The sequence below is a fragment of the Pseudochrobactrum kiredjianiae genome, from assembly GCF_030362795.1.
Classification (GTDB): Bacteria; Pseudomonadota; Alphaproteobacteria; order Rhizobiales; family Rhizobiaceae; genus Pseudochrobactrum; species Pseudochrobactrum kiredjianiae.
The window spans coordinates 77,154-96,078 of the sequence record NZ_JAUCBM010000011.1 but is presented as its reverse complement, the minus strand read 5'-3'; the positions used below and the strand labels follow the sequence as shown (position 1 = coordinate 96,078).

The 18,925-nt window shown below is 49.0% G+C and carries 17 protein-coding genes; 10 read left to right on the top strand and 7 right to left on the bottom strand.

Annotated elements, in window-relative coordinates; genetic code table 11:
- The coding region (locus tag QUF18_RS16520; RefSeq protein ID WP_289388376.1) for a DDE-type integrase/transposase/recombinase at positions 1-370 on the top strand (370 nt) is incomplete at its 5' end.
- Positions 371-548: 178 nt separating this feature from the next.
- Here the strand turns inward: QUF18_RS16520 and QUF18_RS16515 are convergent.
- Positions 549-950, bottom strand: a complete 402-nt coding sequence (locus QUF18_RS16515; protein ID WP_289388375.1) for a DUF4440 domain-containing protein — start codon at positions 948-950, stop codon at positions 549-551.
- Between the two features lie 18 nt (positions 951-968).
- Entirely contained in the window at positions 969-2,378 is a 1,410-nt protein-coding gene (locus QUF18_RS16510; protein ID WP_289388374.1) for an MFS transporter, read from the bottom strand.
- Between the two features lie 117 nt (positions 2,379-2,495).
- Here QUF18_RS16510 and QUF18_RS16505 point away from each other — a divergent pair, with 117 nt between their 5' ends.
- From QUF18_RS16505 to QUF18_RS16475, 7 genes are all read left to right on the top strand, one after another.
- The gene (locus QUF18_RS16505) at positions 2,496-3,392 is read left to right on the top strand and encodes a LysR family transcriptional regulator (protein ID WP_289388373.1); all 897 of its coding nucleotides are present in this window, start codon (positions 2,496-2,498) and stop codon (positions 3,390-3,392) included.
- Positions 3,393-3,527: 135 nt separating this feature from the next.
- Positions 3,528-5,738: a TonB-dependent receptor plug domain-containing protein gene (locus QUF18_RS16500; RefSeq protein WP_289388372.1), complete on the top strand. Its 2,211-nt coding sequence runs from the start codon at positions 3,528-3,530 to the stop codon at positions 5,736-5,738.
- Complete coding sequence (locus QUF18_RS16495) at positions 5,732-6,709, top strand: ABC transporter substrate-binding protein (protein WP_289388371.1); 978 nt, start codon at positions 5,732-5,734, stop codon at positions 6,707-6,709. The genes QUF18_RS16500 and QUF18_RS16495 overlap by 7 nt, the downstream gene beginning before the upstream one ends.
- Positions 6,709-7,698 carry a FecCD family ABC transporter permease gene (locus QUF18_RS16490; RefSeq protein ID WP_289388382.1) on the top strand — a complete coding sequence of 330 codons (990 nt, stop codon included), beginning with the start codon at positions 6,709-6,711 and terminating at the stop codon, positions 7,696-7,698. Before QUF18_RS16495 ends, QUF18_RS16490 begins: the two co-directional genes overlap by 1 nt.
- Positions 7,699-7,709: 11 nt before the next feature.
- Entirely contained in the window at positions 7,710-8,711 is a 1,002-nt protein-coding gene (locus QUF18_RS16485; RefSeq protein WP_289388370.1) for a FecCD family ABC transporter permease, read from the top strand.
- 1 nt (position 8,712) lies between these two features.
- Positions 8,713-9,516, top strand: a complete 804-nt coding sequence (locus QUF18_RS16480) for an ABC transporter ATP-binding protein (RefSeq protein WP_289388369.1) — start codon at positions 8,713-8,715, stop codon at positions 9,514-9,516.
- A gap of 126 nt (positions 9,517-9,642) precedes the next feature.
- Positions 9,643-10,137, top strand: coding sequence for a hypothetical protein (locus tag QUF18_RS16475; protein WP_289388368.1), 495 nt, complete (start codon positions 9,643-9,645; stop codon positions 10,135-10,137).
- 48 nt (positions 10,138-10,185) lie between these two features.
- Here QUF18_RS16475 and QUF18_RS16470 read toward each other — a convergent pair whose 3' ends face one another.
- From QUF18_RS16470 to QUF18_RS16460, 3 genes are all read right to left on the bottom strand, one after another.
- Positions 10,186-10,488 (bottom strand): hypothetical protein, encoded by a 303-nt coding sequence (locus QUF18_RS16470; RefSeq protein ID WP_289388367.1) that lies wholly within the window; start codon positions 10,486-10,488, stop codon positions 10,186-10,188.
- A gap of 62 nt (positions 10,489-10,550) precedes the next feature.
- Positions 10,551-12,260: an amidohydrolase gene (locus QUF18_RS16465; protein WP_289388366.1), complete on the bottom strand. Its 1,710-nt coding sequence runs from the start codon at positions 12,258-12,260 to the stop codon at positions 10,551-10,553.
- Positions 12,261-12,351: 91 nt separating this feature from the next.
- Positions 12,352-13,425: a saccharopine dehydrogenase family protein gene (locus QUF18_RS16460; RefSeq protein ID WP_289388365.1), complete on the bottom strand. Its 1,074-nt coding sequence runs from the start codon at positions 13,423-13,425 to the stop codon at positions 12,352-12,354.
- A 97-nt stretch (positions 13,426-13,522) separates the two neighbouring features.
- On the opposite strand from QUF18_RS16460, the gene QUF18_RS16455 reads away from it, so the two are divergent.
- Positions 13,523-14,089: a TetR/AcrR family transcriptional regulator gene (locus QUF18_RS16455; RefSeq protein WP_289388364.1), complete on the top strand. Its 567-nt coding sequence runs from the start codon at positions 13,523-13,525 to the stop codon at positions 14,087-14,089.
- A gap of 41 nt (positions 14,090-14,130) precedes the next feature.
- The gene (locus tag QUF18_RS16450; RefSeq protein WP_289388362.1) at positions 14,131-14,928 is read left to right on the top strand and encodes a class I SAM-dependent methyltransferase; all 798 of its coding nucleotides are present in this window, start codon (positions 14,131-14,133) and stop codon (positions 14,926-14,928) included.
- 24 nt (positions 14,929-14,952) lie between these two features.
- Here QUF18_RS16450 and QUF18_RS16445 read toward each other — a convergent pair whose 3' ends face one another.
- Together QUF18_RS16445 and QUF18_RS16440 are read right to left on the bottom strand one after the other, a co-directional pair.
- Positions 14,953-17,688: an autotransporter family protein gene (locus QUF18_RS16445; protein ID WP_289388361.1), complete on the bottom strand. Its 2,736-nt coding sequence runs from the start codon at positions 17,686-17,688 to the stop codon at positions 14,953-14,955.
- A gap of 298 nt (positions 17,689-17,986) precedes the next feature.
- Positions 17,987-18,850, bottom strand: coding sequence for a MurR/RpiR family transcriptional regulator (locus QUF18_RS16440; RefSeq protein ID WP_289388360.1), 864 nt, complete (start codon positions 18,848-18,850; stop codon positions 17,987-17,989).
- Positions 18,851-18,925: the final 75 nt, after the last annotated feature.

Below are 18,925 nucleotides of genomic sequence, written 5' to 3'. Positions count from 1 at the left end.
TGATCTGACAGCTGCTAAACGCTTTATACGCAAGGCACTGGCCCGCCACGGCAGGCCAGTGCGCATTACCATCGATGGAAGCGAGACCAACAGGATTGCTATTCTACAATGTGATGGAGAGAGCCGGCTCAGACAGGCTGGCAAACCTATTGCCATTCGTTCCAGCAAATATATGAACAATACCATTGAGCAGGATCATCGTCGCATCAAACGACGCACACGCTCCATGCTTGGTTTCAAATCAGAGAGTACAGCTAATATCACGCTCGCCGGTATTGAACTCATTCACATGATGCGCAAACAACAAGGCATCTTTTCAGCGGCAAATGCACTCTCTATCAAACAACAATTCCAAGCACTCGCTGCATAACTACATCCAGAGTTAAGCCGTGCTCTGTTCAAATCAAATTTTTGCAACAGAACCGCACGATATCAGGACAGCCGGAACATTGAACGCGGAAATGAAGTGAAAACATTTCGCTTCTGATCTGCGGTCTCATACTCAAAACGATACATCAGGGGCTGCTTGCAGCCCCTGATGCTGTCAGTCATGACGCAGCCGTTGTTTCATGCAGGTGCCGCCAGAGCGGTTTGCCATTCGGGTCTTTGCTGACAATGACGGTTGAGAAACGTCGGTGAGGAGGTTTTTGTGGCTGCTCCTGCGTTTCCTGATAGGTGATAACTGCGCTGTCATTGTTTTCATATATGGTTGTCATATTATGCAATGTGATTTTCAGTGCGGGTTTTGCACCGGATTGCGCTTTAAAGAAGCTGCACAGATTGGCATAATCCAGCTCTTTGCCGCCTAAAGTGATCATCGTGAAATCCGGTGAAAAATCGGCAATGAGTTGTTCGTAAATGGTGTTGGCGGTATCGGATCCGCTAAACCAGTTTTCGATCAGATCATGCGTGTGTTTAATCAGATCAAAGTAGATATTGGTATTTGGCATCGTATTTGTCCTGTATGGTTAGGTGCGGTTTTTTAAAGTTTGTAAAATCTGCTTATTCGGCAGGCGCAGGCATAAAATGAGCGGTATCAGGGCCGATACTGCGACAAACATAAAGCAAAGACGAAACGCGTGAATAATGGCGCTGTGTTGAGCAGAATTGTTCACATTATCCACGCCTTGCCATGACAAGATCATGTTCAGGAACAGCGACAGAAAAGCGACGCCAAATCCGAAGGCCAGTTGACGATTGATGTTCCAGATAGCGCTGGCATCTGCCAGATGATCGTGTGGTGTTTGGATAAAGGCCGTGCTTTGTGCTGTGCTGCTGCATAGACTTCCGCCCATTCCCATAAAAGCAAAAGCTGCAAGGAGTAACGGGTAGGTCGTTGCATCGGCCTGTGTGAGCAGGGCAATACCTGTCCCTTGCATAATACACCCAATGATAAAGAGCGGGCGGGGACCGCAGCGATTATATAATTTCCCTGTTAGCGTGATCGCCAGAAATGAAGCCAGTGACCAAGGCAGCATGAGAAAGCCGGTATCTGATGCACGCATGCCAAGGACAGATTGCAGGTAGAGCATGGTGATCATACTCACACCGATGAAAACACCGGGGATCAGCAAATAGACCAGCATGGAAATGCGCATCAACGGGTCACGTATTAATTTCAGATTTAAAACCGGCTGTGCGTTTTTCAGACTGAGGCGGGTGAAAATGATGAGCGCTGCGAGACCGGCAATCGTAAACAGCGCTCCGGAAGATAGTGTTGTGCTACTCCCCAATCGCCCTAGTCCCAGCAGCAGTAAGATCAGTCCGGCAGATCCTGTAATAAAACCATACAAGTCGAAAGGTGCAGAGGGAGCTGCCGGTTTTTCATCGGCCTTCAGCCAGCACAGTGCAAACACGAGTGTCAGTAATGCCAGTGGCAGATTAATAAAGAAAATCCAGCGCCAGCCGAGATAATCAACAATAATACCGCCAACAGCCGGTGAGAGCGCCGGAGCAAGCAGGGCGACCAGCAGAATAAGCGAGGTTAATCCTGCACGCTCATCCGGCCGGTATTGCTGATAGGTTAAAGTCTGACCGACAGGAATGAGCAGTCCCCCGCCGAGTCCTTGCAAAACGCGCCATGCAATCAAGACATAAACAGAACCAGCAGTGCCTGCACCTGCAGTCGCCACCGTGAACAGAGACAAGGACAGGATAAGGATAGTCTTTGCCCCCAGTCGCTTTGATAGCCAGCTGCTGAGGGGGATAATAAGGGTAAGTCCGAGTATATAGCCGGTACCCACCCATGCCAGTTCATTCACATCGGCGCCCAAGTCTTTACCGATCACGGGATAGGCAACATTGGCGACGAATAAATTGATCAGATCAAGAAAGAAACCCAGCAGATAAACTGTGGCTGTTTTAACGCGGTATGACATAGGATCTCCTGACAACGGATCCGGCCTATACGCTGCAATATCCTTCTGATAAATCTGACAATAGCAAAATAACTGGCAAAATAATTTTGACAATCAGTAGGGTTGTTTGAGGGTAATATGCTCAATCTGCAACGGATCAGCATCTTTGTAACAGTTGTTGACAGTGGTTCTTTTACCGCTGCTGCTGATCTGTTGGGGCAAACACGGGCTGTTATCAGTTTTAACATCAAGCAGCTTGAGGCTGATCTCGGCGTGTCACTGCTGACACGTACAACCCGCCGGCTCATGCTGACGGAAGCGGGGCAGCGTTTCTATAGTCATGGGCAAAAACTGTTGCAGGATGCAGAACTGGCAGAAGAAGATGTGCGGAGCGGGCATCAAGGACTGAACGGCACCTTGCGGATAACCACAACGCCTGAATACGGAATTTATAAAATTATACCGGCTTTAGCCGCTTTCTCTCAATTGCATCCGCAACTGAAAATACAGCACAGTGCGTCTTCTCATCATGCTAATCTGGTGGCAGAACGGTTTGATGTTGCTATTCGGCTGGGGCAGATTGCCGATTCAGGATATCGCGCTGCACTGATTGAGAGCTTCGATATTTTTCCGGTTGCATCGCCGGATTATCTGCGGAATGGCCGGTTTGATGAGCCTGCTATTTTGTCGGACCTCCGGTCAATGGCATGGATAGCGCATAGCCGTTTGGATGCTCCTCTGATCTGGCGTGTGGAGACGCCGCACAATACAACGGAAATCCTTGATGTTCATGAGCAGGCAACCATGTCGTCGGACAGTTCTTCCGCGTTGCGGGGATTTGCTCTGCATGGTGCAGGTGTGGCCTTGCTGCCCGAATGGCTGGTCAAAGATGATATTGTGAATGGTTCTTTAAAACATTTATTACCAGCTTACCGGTTTCCGCAGCAGGGTATTTATGCCGTCTATCCCGGTACGCGCCATGTGCCTGCCAAGGTGCGTGCATTCATAGATTTTCTTAAAAGCAGAAGTACTTAGGAAATATAAGCAGTGCGCTAATATTAGTGTCCGACAAGCAAAATTAAATGAAACTGTTGAATAGTTTAACGTCTCTTGACGAATGTGACGGTAATATGACAAAAGAACTCAAATATAAATTTGAGTGGAATTGTCATGAAAAAATCGCGGGCGTTACTTTTCTCAACAGCAGCAATGGTTGGTTGTTTCTCGATGAGTTCTGCTGTTGCGCAGCAAGCGAATGAAGTTCTGCAACTCAAAGAAATTGTGATTAAAGATCTGGTGCGTGGTTCTGTTGTCAATGCACTTGATGCCCGCGCACAAGCGCCGAATGCTATGACTGTTATTGAAGGTGAGCAGCTTAATCAGTTTAATGATCTGAGTGCGGGTGATGCCATTCGCCGTCTGCCTGGCGTGACATTCCCCGGTGTGAACCGCTCGCGTGAAATCAAGTTGCGCGGTATTGGCCGTGAATACACGCAGGTTCTGATTGATGGTCGTCCGCTGATTGACGGTGATTCAAGCCGTAATTTTGAAGTGGATCGCCTGCCGTCGGCGATGATTGAGCGCATTGAGATTATCCGCAGCCCGTTGTCGAATATGGCATCACTGGGTGCGGCAGGCACCGTGAATATCATCACCAAACGCCAGTTTGAAAGAAACGGTGCCGGTTTGTCGCTTGGCGGTGGCTATCTGACCGATAATGGTCCGACAGGCGATATTACCGGCTGGGCATCGGGGTCTGAAGGCGGTTTCCGTTACTTCCTTGGCGGTGATTATCAGCGTCGTCGCGTTAATGAAAGTTCTTCAGAGTATAGTTTCGGTAAAGGCGGCACAAAGCCAGACGGTGGTTCCACCGAGCAGCAGGAGCGTAGTTTTGATGATACGCTTTTAACCGGCCGTTTTGAGTTTGATCTGACGGAGAAGGATACACTCACCTTCACGCCGACTTATTCGCGCTCACATGAGAAGCGTGATCAGACATCTTATAAATTCGACACGGATCAGGTCACGCTCAAAGAGCAAAATGATGAGCTGCGTAAACGCACCCGCGAGACCTATGCCGGTTATCTGGAATGGGCGCATGATTTCAGTGAAGAAACCCGCTCTCGCCTGTTTATTGATCTGCAAAAAGGCAGCGAAGATACAACGCGCGAGGGCATGAAATATGACCTCTCGAAAACACCGGCAAAGACTGAGGCCGATCGCAGGGAAGCCGATATCTCTCTCCAGCGCGTTGCCCCTGGCTTCGTCTGGAACAGCCAGCTTGGCGGTCATGCGGTTGAAGGCGGCTTTGGTGTTTCTTTCAGCAAGCGCGATGAAGAAGAAACCCGCTTCCGCAAAGGCAAGGTTGAGCCTAATCTGGTACGTATCTATAATGTCAAGGAAGACATTTATTATGCCTATCTGAGCGATCAGTTCTCGGTTTTCGGGCCTGATGAGCTGACTGCGGGCCTGCGTATCGAGCACAGCCGTACGGGAACGACAGATGCGGACGGCAATGATTATGATGTCAATGCAACCGATTACAATCCGTCCCTGCAGTATAAATATAGCCTGAGCGAAGATCTGGACTGGCGTCTTGGCGTTGCCAGAACACTGCGCAGACCGGATTTGCGTGATCTGACACCATCGCTGACCAGCAAAGACGGTACTTTGGCCAAGCCGGATACGCGCGGTAATCCTTATACTTCGCCGGAAAAAATCTGGGGTGTGGATACGGGTGCGGATTGGTACATTCTGGATCGTCAAGGCATTGTTTCCGCGAACTTCTATGCACGTAAATTTGAAGATAAAATTGAAAATTCTCTGTCGCGGGATGCATCCAATAATCGCTGGGTCAGCACACCGGAAAATGTCGGGAATGGTCATCTTTATGGTCTTGAGCTTGAAGCACGCGCACCGCTGGATTTCCTGAACCTTGAGAACCTGACAGTTTTTGCCAATGGCACAGCAATGAAAAGTCGCCTGACTGATGATCGCACCGGTCAAAAGCGCCGCTTCAGCGAGACACCGGATTTTGTTTCCAATATCGGGATGGATTACTATCTGCCGGATTTGAAAACCACATTGGGTATCAATCTTAATACCACTTATGCCTATACGCAGAACATTCTGGAAGTGAATAAAGACGATGGCTTATCCAATGTCCGCACGCATTTCTCGGCTTTGAACCGGCTCGATCTGAGTGCGCGTACTGATATTACAGAAAATTTCTCTGTATCCTTCAGTGCCCTGAATGTGTTGCGCACAAAAGACAAACGTGAACGCACAACCTTTGATGATACTGGCGCTGTAACTGGACTGACGGATACCAAAGAGCCTTCCTATAGCTCCTATTATGTGCGTGGGAGTTATAAATGGTAACACGCCTGTCATTGTTGTTCTGTTTGCTGGCCGCGCTTTTGAGCGCGGCTTCAGTGCCTGTTGCTGCGCAAGCACAGGATGAACAGCGAGCGGTAACAGAACAGACAGATGATAATCGTGTTCAAATCATCAGCCGTAATGCGGCAACACAGATCGTGCAGCATCTGGCGGGGCAAAGTGAAGTGTGCCTGCGTCCCGCACGGATTGTAACGCTTCATAATAGCTATACCGAAGCACTGATAGCGCTGGGAATAGTGCCGGTCGGTGCGGTGGAGCGTCCTCAGGGCGTAGCAGCACAGCTTAAAGATGCTTTGCGCGCAACACCGTCTGTCGGTGATCAAAGCAGCCCGGATTATGAAGCAATATTAGCGCTTCAACCCGATCTCATTCTCTCTGTCGGCGAGGTGCACGGGCAGAATTATGAGCTGCTGAGCGCTATTGCGCCAACGATTGTGTTGCGCGAGCCGGATAAAGACTGGCGGGACTGGCTGAAAGCACTCGCGGTCGTGCTCGATCGTGAAACGCAGGCTGATACACGCATTGCTGCCTATGAGCAGCGTGTCACGAAGCTACGCCAAATACTTCAGACACAGCATTCTGATGAGACTGTTCTGTTGTTGCGTGTCCGGCAGAAAGATATCCGGATTTACGGAGCCGGTCGTCGTTCGGGGCCGGTTCTTTATGAGCAATTAGCACTCACGCCGCACCGGCTTGTTCCGCTGAATAAGAATTATGAGGCCATTTCTAACGAACTGATCGGACAGATGGATGCTGACCGGATTTTTCTGATGGTTGAAGATACAGGGCGGCTAGGATCAATAGAAAAAAGCCAGTTATGGAAAAACCTTCCGGCTGTGAAGTCCGGCCGTGTTTATAAAGTGAATATCGAACCGTGGAACCAGTCCAGCGGCCCCCTCAGCTCTGGCATTATTATTGATGATATTGCCTCGGCATTTGGTATCCGTGAGTGATGGTCAGACGCTTTACTATAGTTTTGAGCGGGATGTTTTTGCTGCTGGCAGGGCTGTTGCTATCGGTCAGTTACGGTGCCGCCGACATTTCCTATTCGACGATTGTAAAAGCTGTTTTTGCCTTTGATGGTCTGGATAATGATCATCTCATCCTTCGGGAGTTTCGTATTCCTAGTGCCTTGGCTGCGGCGCTCGTTGGTGCTGCTTTAGGTGCAGCGGGGGCTTTGATGCAGGGAATTACCCGTAATCCTTTGGCCAGTCCGTCTCTGATGGGGCTGAATGCCGGTGCCGGTCTCATGCTGGTGCTGGGCTTGGCACTTAGCCCGACGCTTGCCTTTACGGTTCTGATCGGGCTTTCGTTTGCCGGTGCCGCGATGGGCGTTGCCGTTGTTTTTCTCGTGGGTTCAGCGCAGCGCGGTGGGTTAACGCCGGTCAGACTGACGCTTGCCGGTGCCGCAGTCTCAGTGTTTTTCGGTGCATTCACCAGCTTCATCATTGTCTATTATAAAATCGGGCAGGATGTATTGTTCTACACTGCGGGCGGCGTGCAAGGTGTTCAGGAAGAGCAATTGTTGTTTGTAGCGCCGTGGATCGGCGGGGGGCTGATTGTTGCCTTGTTGCTGTCACGCAGTGTTTCACTGCTTAGTCTGGGGCAGGACGTGGCAACAGGGCTGGGCTTGAATATTGTGCATGTCCGTATTCTTGCAGGTCTGGCTATTCTCATTCTGGCAGGCAGCAGTGTTGCCCTTGCCGGCGGTATTGGATTTGTCGGGCTGGTTGTTCCTCATGTCAGCCGGTTTTTGACTGGTCTTGATTATCGCTGGATTGTGCCGGTTTCTGCCATTCTGGGTGCTTGCCTGCTGGTCTTTGCAGATCTCGCTGCCCGTATGATCAATCCGCCATATGAAATACCGGTCGGCTTGATGACTGCACTGATTGGCGTGCCGTTTTTTCTGATGCTGGCATGGCGTGATGAGCGTGGTATCTGATGAAAGTGATAATGCGCACCCCGACAGCCTTGTTTGCTTTAGCCGGATTGTTGTTGCTGACTATCTTGATTAGTTTGCAATTGGGCTCTTATCCGTTACGGCTTTATGATCTCTATGCTGTGCTATCACAGCAAGGCACCCCACAACAGGAATTAGTGCTGTTCTCTATCCGGTTGCCGAGATTGTTGCTGGCCATTTTGACCGGCTGCGGACTGGCTGTATCAGGCGCAATATTACAGGCGGTGTTTCGCAATGATCTGGCTGATCCGGGATTGTTGGGTTTAAGTGCGGGCGCAGGGCTGATGATAATCCTGCTGCTCTCAATCCAGCAACATGGGCAGCAAAACACCTTGATGCTTGCAGGGGTATGGCGACCTGTGGCGGCGTTTTGTGGTGCGGCTCTGTCTGCCGGTCTTATCTATATGCTTGCACGTAAAAAAGGAGTTGCCAGTCCTGCACGCATTTTGCTCACCGGTATTGCGATCAATGCCGGTCTGAGCGCGGTGACACTGGTTTTGGCGATGAGCCTCGACCGCAGCCTCTATGATCAGGCGCTTGTCTGGTTGTCCGGCAGTCTTTCTGGCAAAACCTACAAAGAGATTATCCTGTTGCTGCCATGGTTTATCTGCTTGCTGCCACTGCTGATGCTGCGCGTGAAAGTGCTGGATATTCTGGCGCTTGGGGATGAGGCAGCAACGGCTCTCGGGCTTCATGTCGGTAGACAACGATTGCTGATGATCGTGATTGCTGTTGCTTTAACCGGTGCAAGTGTAGCCGTTGCGGGTGGTATCGGGTTTGTCGGTCTGCTGGCCCCACATATGTGCCGTCGTCTGGTTGGCGCAAGGCATATCTTGCTGTTGCCTGCATGCGCTCTTTGCGGTGCACTCCTCGTGCTGGTTGCCGATAATCTGGGGCGCACAGTTTTAGCACCAGTGGAAATACCGGCGGGTATTTTCTGCGCCATGATCGGCGCGCCGTATTTTTTATATCTGCTGATGAAAACGTCACGATGAGATGGTTAAGGGTCGTATGATGGGACTGGAAGCCAAAAATATCAGTTTTTCCTATGGCGAAAAGCCGGTGTTCAGCGGGTTGAATTTGCAGCTATTGCAAGGGAAAATCACCGCTTTAGTGGGGGCAAACGGTTCCGGAAAAAGCACGATCCTGAAAAATCTTGCCCGTATTTTACAGCCTTCCGATGGCACGATTATGCTCGATGGACAGGAAATTCAGAACTTTTCGGCAAAATATATCGCACGGAAAATGGCGGTCTTGTCGCAAATGCCGGAGGCACCGGCGGGGTTGCGTGTCCGTGATCTGGTCGCTTACGGACGCTATCCGTGGCAAAAAGGCTTTGGTCTGCTCAGCGATGAGGATAAAGAAAAAATCCGTCATGCTCTGGAGCTGACCAGCCTGACAGAACTGGCGGAGCGTGATCTTGGTTCGCTTTCCGGCGGGCAAAGACAGCGGGTATGGATCGCGATGGCACTGGCACAGGATAGTGAGATTATTCTGTTGGATGAGCCAACAACATTTCTGGATATGGCGCATCAGCTGGATGTGATGCAGCTGTTAAGTAAGCTCAATACGGATCATCAGAAAACGATAATTATGGTGCTGCATGATCTTAATCAGGCCGCACGTTTTGCTGATTATATTATTGCGATCCGGCAAGGCAAAATCATCCGGCAAGGCACTGCCAATGAGATTATGTGTGCAGAGGTTATGCGGGATGTTTTTGGTGTTGAGGCTGATTTTTTTGAAGACCCGCGCACCGGAAAACCAATCTGTATGCCCTATGCGACGTGTGTGGCGTAAGAAGATACGTCTTTTAAAGCCTTTGAAGTGTGGAAATTATTTCTGCCAATGAGTGGTGGTGTTATGAGTCTGACGGATAAATACCTTCCGGAATATAGTTTCTAAGAAGTGCATTCCTGTGAGGTGATGGCGAAACCGTCTGTTGTGCTTCAGGCCGCTGCAGCATACCAGCCTGATGATGATCCGTTTTTTCGTAAAATGATTGGTCTTCGGGAACTTCCAATGCGTATTGGTGCGCGGATGCGGGGGAAACATGCGGAGGTTGCACCACCGTTCGGATTGCACAATTTTGTAGCTTTAGAACAGCAGGACGATGCGTTGGCCTATGGGCTGATCGGACGGTTTTGGCGGCCGGATTTCGGGCTTATATCCGTCAGTGACGGGGCTGCATATCGCGATTTTAATATGGCGGGTGTGGCCAAGCTTGCTTTGGTGTTCTCGGTGAAACCTCAAACGGATAAAATTACCAAGCTTGAAACGGAAACGCGGGTTTTCTGTCCTGATCTTGCAAGCCGCCTTAAATTTACACCTTACTGGTATCTGATCCGTCCGGTGAGCGGGCTGATAAGAGGAAGAATCCTCAACTCAATCAAGCGCGAGAGTGAAAATTCTCGCAACTGACGCTGGGTGATCTGTGGTGGAGAAGCTCTGCTCCTTGAAAAATCGCTGTCATGTGAGATTGTTATGATACGCGGCGAAGGATGCGATCGTGCTGAGTAAGCCGATTGCCGCGAGAATGAAATACTGCCGCGACATGATTGGTTTTTTGCTTATCAAGCCGCTGATCAGCATTACCAATGACCATAGGCAAGTGAAGATCAGCAGAAGCAGCGTATAGACAGGTTTGGACAGATCATATCCGCCGCCGCCAATGGAGGGATAGAGTGGCGGTGCAGGATTCAGCAACCAGTTCAAACTGCCAGCAACGACGATAAAAATTGCCAGAAATATAAAGAAAGTCCGGTATTTCAATTCTTCATCCTTTAGCGGATTGCTTGGCACAGTAGGCTTTTCTCTCAAAACGAGAAACAATCTTATTGGTTCGTAAATATCCCGTCTGCATCATAAACCGGTTTCCCTTGCAGAAGGGTTGCTTTGACAGCGACATCACCTATTTCATTGACGGGCATATCAAAAATATCACGCTCTAAAACGACGAGATCGGCATATTTACCGGGTTCGAGACTACCTGTGCGATCGTCCTGATTGAGAAGGCGTGCCGGATTGATCGTCATCCATTTGACTGCCGTTTGTATATCCGTAGCCCCTTCGGTTGGTCGCTCCAGTGCGGCCTGAATTTTTACAAGCGGTGACAGTTCATCGGCATCGAAATCACTGCTCATGACCACCAATGCGCCGCTTTTTTCAAGACTAGCAGCGGGCATCATATGGTTGGCGCGTTCACCGATAAATTCCTTGCTGGAGGCAATATATTCCGGGTCAAGGGAGCTTGGTGCCAGTTGAAAATCTGCAGTCGTTCCGGTTTTGCGAAAACGCGGATAATCTGCCTGATCCAACAGGTAGAGATGTGTGAGACGATGAGGACTAGCTTTTTTGTCAGCTTGTTCAATGGCATCAAGAGCAAGGCGGGCGCCACGGTCGCCTGTGACATGAAAATGCAATTTGTAACCGATTTTAGTAAGTGCAATTGCATATTTTGTCAGCACATCCGGCTCGAAATACAGAAAACCTGAGTCAAAGCCGTGATCAATACCCTTGCCTTTCAGGTAGGGTTGTAAAACAGCACCGGTACGTTGCTCAAGGATACCGTCAACATAAATTTTAGCTTGATTGAACTTCAAAAGCCGCGTGGGATCATTGCTGTAGAGACTGCTCAGTTTTTGCAGTTGTGTGTCAAAGGGCATATCCGGATAAACATAAAGTCCGTTGAAGGCACGCACGGTCAGCGTGCCGTTTTTCTCAGCCGTTTGCCAAGCTTTCAAATGTCCCTGTGGCCAGAAACCTCCGGCATCGCTGACTGTCGTAATGCCATTTTCAGCAAAGATTTTTAATGTGGGCAGCATGCTTTTATAAGCAAAATTCTCATTTTCCGGCGTGTCAGGAAAAGCAAGATTGCGCAATTTTTGTTGCGCATTTTCGAGAACAATTCCATTAGGCAGTCCGGTTTTTGCATTGCGCAGAATGATGCCGCCTGCCGGATTACCTTTGATCTTATCATAGCCTGCCAATTGCAGTGCTTTACTATTTGCCCATGCACCGTGGCCAATATCATCGAGGATCAGGATTGGTCTGTCCGGCTCGATTTTATCCAGAAAAGCAACAGGATTATCGCTCTCATCAAGAAGATGCGGCATATTTATACCCGAGCCGAGTATCCACTCTCCGGTACTCTCCTCAGCACAAGCTCTCACAGCTTCTTGTATCTCTCTGAGGTCTGCAAATTGGTCAAACGCACAAAGAATTTCATTTATACCTGCTTCGATCAAATGCACATGACTATCCTGAAAGCCGGGCAAAACTGTCTGCCCGCCGAGGTCAACAATGCGTGCCGCAGAACCGGCTTTAGCTAATACATCAGTGTCTTTGCCGACAGCAATAATAATCCCCTTGGCATCTATAGCTAAAGCATCCGCTTTCTGCTCATGTTCCGCAATTGTATGGATAACAGCATTGCGAATAACGGTTGTCTGGTCTGCTGCATAAACTGGCGTTCCGCTAAATATTGTCATGACTGCGATTGTAATCGCACGCACATCGGCCGTTTTCTTCATTGGAGTTTTCATGCGGTTCTCCTCGCTGCGCTGATGCCGTTTCGACCAGAGTTTATCGTAAGCTAATATATTCGACAATATTTCGATTGATGCAGGACATGCGCTATTCTGCAAATGTTTCCGTTACGCTGACGTTTTCCTCCTTCAACTGGGCAACCACATAGGCCGGATCAAGCAGGGCTTCCCCAAGATAGCTTCCGGCAATTGGCGCAGCGGGACTGAGAAGATTTTCAATTTGTAAAACGGCACCCAAAGCGGTCAGGTGTGTCTGCCCTGACGGATCGTTAATCTCCAGTATCTTTGTCACAGGTTTGCCCGTTGCATCCTGTCCTTTGACTGTAATTTTAATACGATGTTCGGCTCCGTTTCCGGGATTGAATAATATGGCTTTACGCACATTATCGAACATCGGTCGTGACAAGAGCGACCATATTCCGCTGCGTACAAGAAGATGCAGCAAAACAGTTGCTTTGCGGTCATCAAAGCCGATACGGGCATCAACTGTTTTAGCACCGGTGATGAGCGGCAGGCTTGATTGGTCAGGTGTATCAAAACGATAAGTTTTATGGTTTCCGGCATTTTCAAAACTGACCAGATGACCATCCAGCATACCGAGGCGGCGAGTCCATTGACCATTGTGCAATGTATAAAAGGGCTCAGAAAGCCGATCCATATAGGCTGCTGAATTGGGGCCGGCCTGATCCGAGACGGCAAATAGAATATCCAATGTAACCGTATCAATAACAGGTAAGTCGCGGGATGCGTACCGCACCATTAAACCGGCAAGTGATGCCATCCATGCGGAGGCAAAAACTGCGGGTGCCTGTAAATCTCCATGCCCTGCTGCAGTGACAAGTCCTTGTTTTAAACGCTCGGTCCAGCGTGTAATATCCACATATGGCATGCCTCGCACGAGTGCGAGTTTCAAAAGGTGGTCAGAGGGATCATTTGTTAGTCCGGCGATAAGACTGCCATCCAGCGTGTCCGGTAAAACAGGCGCATTAACATCTATACGCAGAGCGGTGCCACCGACAGCAAATGCAACCGCCTGAGCTGTTTCAATGTTTCGACCTGCGATTATCAGATCACTTTGCGGCATCCGTCGTTTGAGCATTTGGGCAACTTGTGTCCCCACTATACCGCTGCCACCTGCCAGCACGATTTTTCGTTGTGTCATTCTAAAACTCCAAATTTGGTCGTTTGACCTATATTGAAACTTGGTCATTTGAACAAGAGTAATATTCTGCTAGGAAATGGCAGAACAGGAGAGGCAAATGGTTCCCAGAGGTGACGATCGGCGTAGCGCAATCATACAGGCTGCTTTAAGGGTGTTGATCCGTGAAGGTGCGCACGGTTTCCGTATGCGTGCGATAGCAACAGAGGCCGGTATCGGGCTTAGCCATGTTCAGTATTATTTCAAAACGATTGATCTGATGCTGGCAGCGGTCGTTGAGACGCATCTTCAGGAATGGGATATTGTGATGCAGGACGCACCGGCCGATCTGTGCGGTGCTGTGGATTTTCTATTGCGCAAGCAGATTGAGCGTGATGAATGCCAGTTGCTTTGGGAGCTGTGGGCATTGTCAGGCCGTGATGTCGCCGCGAATGATGCTTTGGTTGCCTTCTATCAAGGCTATATTGATCGTGTTTGTATGCTGATCGATCCGCTTGTGCCGCACGACCAGTGTGATCTGTGTCTTCGGCCACGCGCTGCACTTATCGTGGCATTGCTTGAAGGAGCTTCGATTTTGCGCGGAAACGGGCGGGAGCAAAGGTTGAGTATCAATATCGCCGATCATCTTGCCGCAGCTGTCAGGGCTATTGCCATTTCGCCAGCCTGAATAATGCATTTGCGCAGGTTTTTATCAAGGAAAGGTGCAATATGTCGTCAATCACATCCAGTAATGCTGAGCAATATAGCGACAGTCAGAAACTCGCTGCACGTGCCCGTTTGCATAACAAATATACCATTGCTGAGCATGACTGGTTTTCGTGGGTTATCGGACAGTTGCCCTTTAAAGCTGAAGACAGCATTCTTGATATTGGTTGCGGGCCTGCCTGGTTTTGGGCGAAAGCGATCGAGGTTTTACCGCAAGATCTGCACCTGACGCTTGCAGATCTTTCACAAGGAATGATGCAGGAAGCAGCAGAGCGCTGCCGAACATTACCATTAGCGTCCGTCACCGGACAACAAGCCGATGCGGGTAATCTACCTTTTGACGATGCGTCGTTTGACGCTGTTATCGCAATGCACATGCTATATCATCTGCCTGATCCACAGGCGGCACTTGCAGAAATGTATCGGGTATTAAAGCCGGGTGGTTTTGTTGGGGTAACAACCAACGGGGTCAACAATATGCGCGAGCTTTATGCGCTGGCAACTGTTTTTGGCAGTGCGCCTTACGATCCGGCAGGCGCTGCCTTCGGATATGATGTTGCCCAAAAGATGCTACAGGATCAGTTCGGCAATGTGACGATGACGCAATATCCGGCGTACTTGGTTGTGACTGATCCGGAAGATGTCTTTCTGGCGCTCACATCTTACTCTCCGGGAGATATGGCCGATCGTATTCAGCTTGATACGTTACGCAAAGCGATTGGCAATACCTTTCAAGCGGGAAATGGTGCCTTAAAGATTGAAAAAGAAAGCGGCCTGTTCATCAGTCAGAAAAGCATCTGAAGAACAGGTCGCGTTTACGTGTCATTACCACTTTACGCGGAGACCAATGGTGCCTTTATATGCGTAGCTGTCTCCGAAGTTTTTCAGGCTGGAATTGACTGACCCTTCACCATAGAGCGAGTATTTATCGTCGTTCCAGTTATAGGAACCACCAAGCCCGATACCTGCCCAGAGGCGCTCGCTTTTGTTGTAGAAACTGACATTGCTGACATCAACTTTGGTGCCGTCCAGAAACTCATTGTAGAGATTGGCAATGCCGTAAACATAAGAACGGTTCATCATGCCTTGTGCATTCTGCCATGAGTTTTGGTAATCCAGACTGACACCAACACGTCCGCGAAGGCTTGCGGCTCTCTCTCGGCTCACAGAAGCGCCAAACACATCCGTGAAGCTGTTAAAATCAGCCACAGTGTAATTCAGTTGTGCTTGCGGGGTTAAAGACCAATGGTCATTCAGTGAAAAGCGCTTACCCAGTTCCGTTGAGAGAGCATAGACAAAGGCATGATTACCCTCTTTGAGGACAGAGTCTCCGCCCTGATAGCTGAGATCGCTTTTATGCCATGTGGCTTGCGCCTGATTATCCAGATACAGACCGTCATCGCCGTACCAGGTCAGCGTACCGCCAAAACCGTAGCCGTCTGAACTGATGCGTCCGCGACCAAGATCGGAATCGTAAGGCGACCAGACGCTGGCAACACCATGGGTATAATGCACGGTAATGCCACCGATCAGCTTGCCTGTTTTACCTTCATGCAACATGCCGTCAATGCCGGCCTGCATTTTATAGGCGCTGTAGTCATAGGTGGCATCGGACGTCGATGTGCGCGGCTGCATCTTGGTATAGGAGCCTTCAACCCGCCCCCAAATACCAGAGGTTTCAATATAGCTGCCAGCCTCGCTGTTTGGTGCATAAGGCTCGATTGTATCTGCGCCTTGTGAGAGCATCAGATTGCCGGCATGGCTCCAATAGCGATTGCCCACACGCTGTTGAAGCGTTGGCAAAGTGTTCAACCCCAGCAGGAATTGCGGATAGATTTCATAGACCGGTGCGCCCGGCTGATAATGCGGCTTCTTTTCTTTCAGTTCAGAGCGCAGATACCAGTTACCATCGGCACTATTGTCTCCTAAGCCATTGTGAAACAGCCGGTACGCATAAGCACCGCCGACAACAGCCTGATCGCCTTTGTGAATATAGTCGCCCTTCAGCTTGAATGCGCCATCAGACGCACCAGTGACTTCAATAATTCGGATGCCGTTGACTGTCTGGGCTCCAGTGCCGCCGATATTTTTTACCCGCACAAAGGTGTTTCCGGTCGTATCACCGTCGATGATCAGCTTGTCTGTTGCTGCGCTATCATCATTTAGAATGGTATTCAGGATCAGAAAGCCGTCTGCACCGGTATATTTGCCTTTAATCGTCAGAGCATCGCCAACCAAATCTGTCGCGCCTGTAAGGTCAATATTGCCGCCTTTGTTCAGCACTTCACCGGTTAGCGTACGGTTGGTCAGATTGCCGCTGTTATCATAAGGGGTAAGGGTAGCGCCACCGGATAATGTGAGACGGGTGAGGTTGGAGTCCGCATCCATATTCCATTGGCTGCCCGCACCGTCAATATTCAGAAGAATATTGGAAGCCTGTGTTATTTCCGGATGGGCATTGGTCGAGCCTAAAAACTGACTGCCTGCAGACATATTCAGTGCAATCGTGCCGCCATCAATTGCATCCATGATGCCAATAACGTCAAAAACGCCGGATGTGTCGTGGGTTGCGGTTTTATCCAGTCCCTGAATACGATCATTACGCTCGTGAGTATCCGCGATAACCGGAGTGTCGATCACCTTATTGGCAATGATTGAGCCTTCACCGCTTGCACGTATAACAATCGGGCTGTTTTCGGCGCGCAATGTAGCGCCGCCGCCTAGGTAAATATACCCTTGCCGTACATTGTCTGTATGGCTGCCCTGCTGTTCGCGCGATGCGTATAAGGCATAGGCATTGTTGCCGGTCGTGCTGACTTTTGCGCCGTCGCCAAGCTGAACAAGGCCACCTTTATTGGCGTAAACAGCGTGTCCGTTGGTCATTGAACTGGCAATATCAGCATTCGCACCAATAAAAACATAGGCATTACCGAGTGTATTATTGTTTTTACCTAAAAGAATATCCAGACGGCCAAGGCCATTGGTATCCCGGTCACGGTTGCCGGCATAAACGGCATAGCCGTTTCCTTCACTCCAGTTGGTTGCTGTGCCGGTACCGGTCTGCCGGACACGTGTGCCGTCAGGCAAAATTATCACGGTATTGGCATTCGCATTTTGAAAATTATTTGCACGCACACCGATGCCGCTGTTGACTTCAATATCAGCAAAATTTTTCACATAGGCGAGGGTGTCACCATCAATATTACCATTTGAAGAGAGGTTAATACCATCAGCGGTTTTGCCAGAGGTTTTAATTGTCAGGCGGCTAGCCCGAAACATGCTGTTTTCGGCGTTGGTGCGAATAGCGTCCGAAGTATTGCCGGAGGTGATGATTGTAATATCGTTTAGTTTGGCAGTTGAATTATTTAAATAAACACCAAACCCTTGCAGCGGAGCATAGCCTGCAGTTTCTGTGGTGGTGACGGTAATGACATCATCTGGACCGTAACTGCAAAAATACAATGTTGTTGTGCATGTAACGTCTGCTGCGGAAGCATTTTCAGAAGCCATAAACAGACTGGCAACTGCGATTATACCATTCACAAAAATAAAACGGGTCATACGATGTCCAATGCCAAATAAACAATAAATATCATTGATGATAATATTTTTTAAATATGGTTAATTAATTGTCAAATTAATTAGCAATTGACGTTTATAATAAAATATGACCTTATATAATATTTTTATATTACTTTTAAATGTGATGTTTATAATGATTGTTTGATAATGTTTTATTTAAATCAGATGTTGTTAGTATATCAAACAGTTGGGCCTGTTTATGTGAATGTGCACAGACATTTTCGTAAGATTACAGGATGTGCAATTTTTGTATAATTGGTCAGCCGCGCGTTTTTCTCTATAAAAATAAATCATCCGGTGCTGTGCCAATTGTGGAAGTCACGATGTCAGGACGGCGTTCGGCCACTGCTGTGACAATGGCATCGGCCAGTGCAAAGATTGCTGCGGGAGAATTTGGCAGCAAGCGATTACGCGCCGGTGCGAAGAAAATGACGTCCGCAACAGGCACAAGCGGGGATGTCGGGCTGTCGGTAATGGCCAGAATCACAGCGCCTTTTTGCTTGGCCGCTTTAGAGAGCTGTACGGTATTATTGGAATAACGCGGCATGGAAATAGCGATCACGACATCGCCCTCATCGACAGAGCGCACGAAATTATTGGCATATTGAGACGCGCCTCTGGAGAGGACATTGATGACATTTTTCTCGGTATAAAGTGCCAGCCCTTCCTCCAGCAGCGTTGCTGCATAATGGCTTGCACCGGTGCCAAGAATGATAATGCGGCGGGCATTGATCAGCGCTTCAATAAAGGCTGCCGATGAGGCTGCATCAATATTGGCAATCGCATCTCTGATATTGTCGGAACTGTCTGACAAAGCTGTATGTAAAAACGATTTTTTTAACCCGCTTTCATGGTTTTCAGGGCTATTTTTGTTGTTTTCTGAGGCTTCAAATTGAAAATCAGAGACGATTTTTTCTCGAAATTCCCCATAGCCGCTATAGCCGGCTGCGCGTACAAAACGCGTAATTGTCGCGGTTGAACTGCCACTGGATTGTGCCAGTCCTTCAATCGACATTGCAACGACGTCAAGCGGTCTTGCCAGCACGAAATCGGCAATACGACGATAGGATTTGCTGAAGGACGGATATGCCGCTGACATGCGGTTGGCAAAATCGGACTTGGGATTCAAAGTTTGTGACATTTGTGTTTCCGGTGTTGACGGCATAAAATTTTCATATACGTTATTTATGAAAATAACTATGTCAAATTAAACAAT

Coding starts and splice junctions, on each gene's coding strand:
- QUF18_RS16495 (WP_289388371.1), top strand. CDS start 5,732: ATGGTAACACGCCTGTCATTGTTGTTCTGTTTGCTGGCCGCGCTTTTG.
- QUF18_RS16505 (WP_289388373.1), top strand. CDS start 2,496: ATGCTCAATCTGCAACGGATCAGCATCTTTGTAACAGTTGTTGACAGT.
- QUF18_RS16465 (WP_289388366.1), bottom strand. CDS start 12,260: ATGAAAACTCCAATGAAGAAAACGGCCGATGTGCGTGCGATTACAATC.
- QUF18_RS16485 (WP_289388370.1), top strand. CDS start 7,710: ATGCGCACCCCGACAGCCTTGTTTGCTTTAGCCGGATTGTTGTTGCTG.
- QUF18_RS16455 (WP_289388364.1), top strand. CDS start 13,523: ATGGTTCCCAGAGGTGACGATCGGCGTAGCGCAATCATACAGGCTGCT.
- QUF18_RS16440 (WP_289388360.1), bottom strand. CDS start 18,850: ATGTCACAAACTTTGAATCCCAAGTCCGATTTTGCCAACCGCATGTCA.
- QUF18_RS16515 (WP_289388375.1), bottom strand. CDS start 950: ATGCCAAATACCAATATCTACTTTGATCTGATTAAACACACGCATGAT.
- QUF18_RS16480 (WP_289388369.1), top strand. CDS start 8,713: ATGGTTAAGGGTCGTATGATGGGACTGGAAGCCAAAAATATCAGTTTT.
- QUF18_RS16510 (WP_289388374.1), bottom strand. CDS start 2,378: ATGTCATACCGCGTTAAAACAGCCACAGTTTATCTGCTGGGTTTCTTT.
- QUF18_RS16460 (WP_289388365.1), bottom strand. CDS start 13,425: ATGACACAACGAAAAATCGTGCTGGCAGGTGGCAGCGGTATAGTGGGG.
- QUF18_RS16450 (WP_289388362.1), top strand. CDS start 14,131: ATGTCGTCAATCACATCCAGTAATGCTGAGCAATATAGCGACAGTCAG.
- QUF18_RS16445 (WP_289388361.1), bottom strand. CDS start 17,688: ATGACCCGTTTTATTTTTGTGAATGGTATAATCGCAGTTGCCAGTCTG.
- QUF18_RS16475 (WP_289388368.1), top strand. CDS start 9,643: ATGGCGAAACCGTCTGTTGTGCTTCAGGCCGCTGCAGCATACCAGCCT.
- QUF18_RS16490 (WP_289388382.1), top strand. CDS start 6,709: ATGGTCAGACGCTTTACTATAGTTTTGAGCGGGATGTTTTTGCTGCTG.
- QUF18_RS16500 (WP_289388372.1), top strand. CDS start 3,528: ATGAAAAAATCGCGGGCGTTACTTTTCTCAACAGCAGCAATGGTTGGT.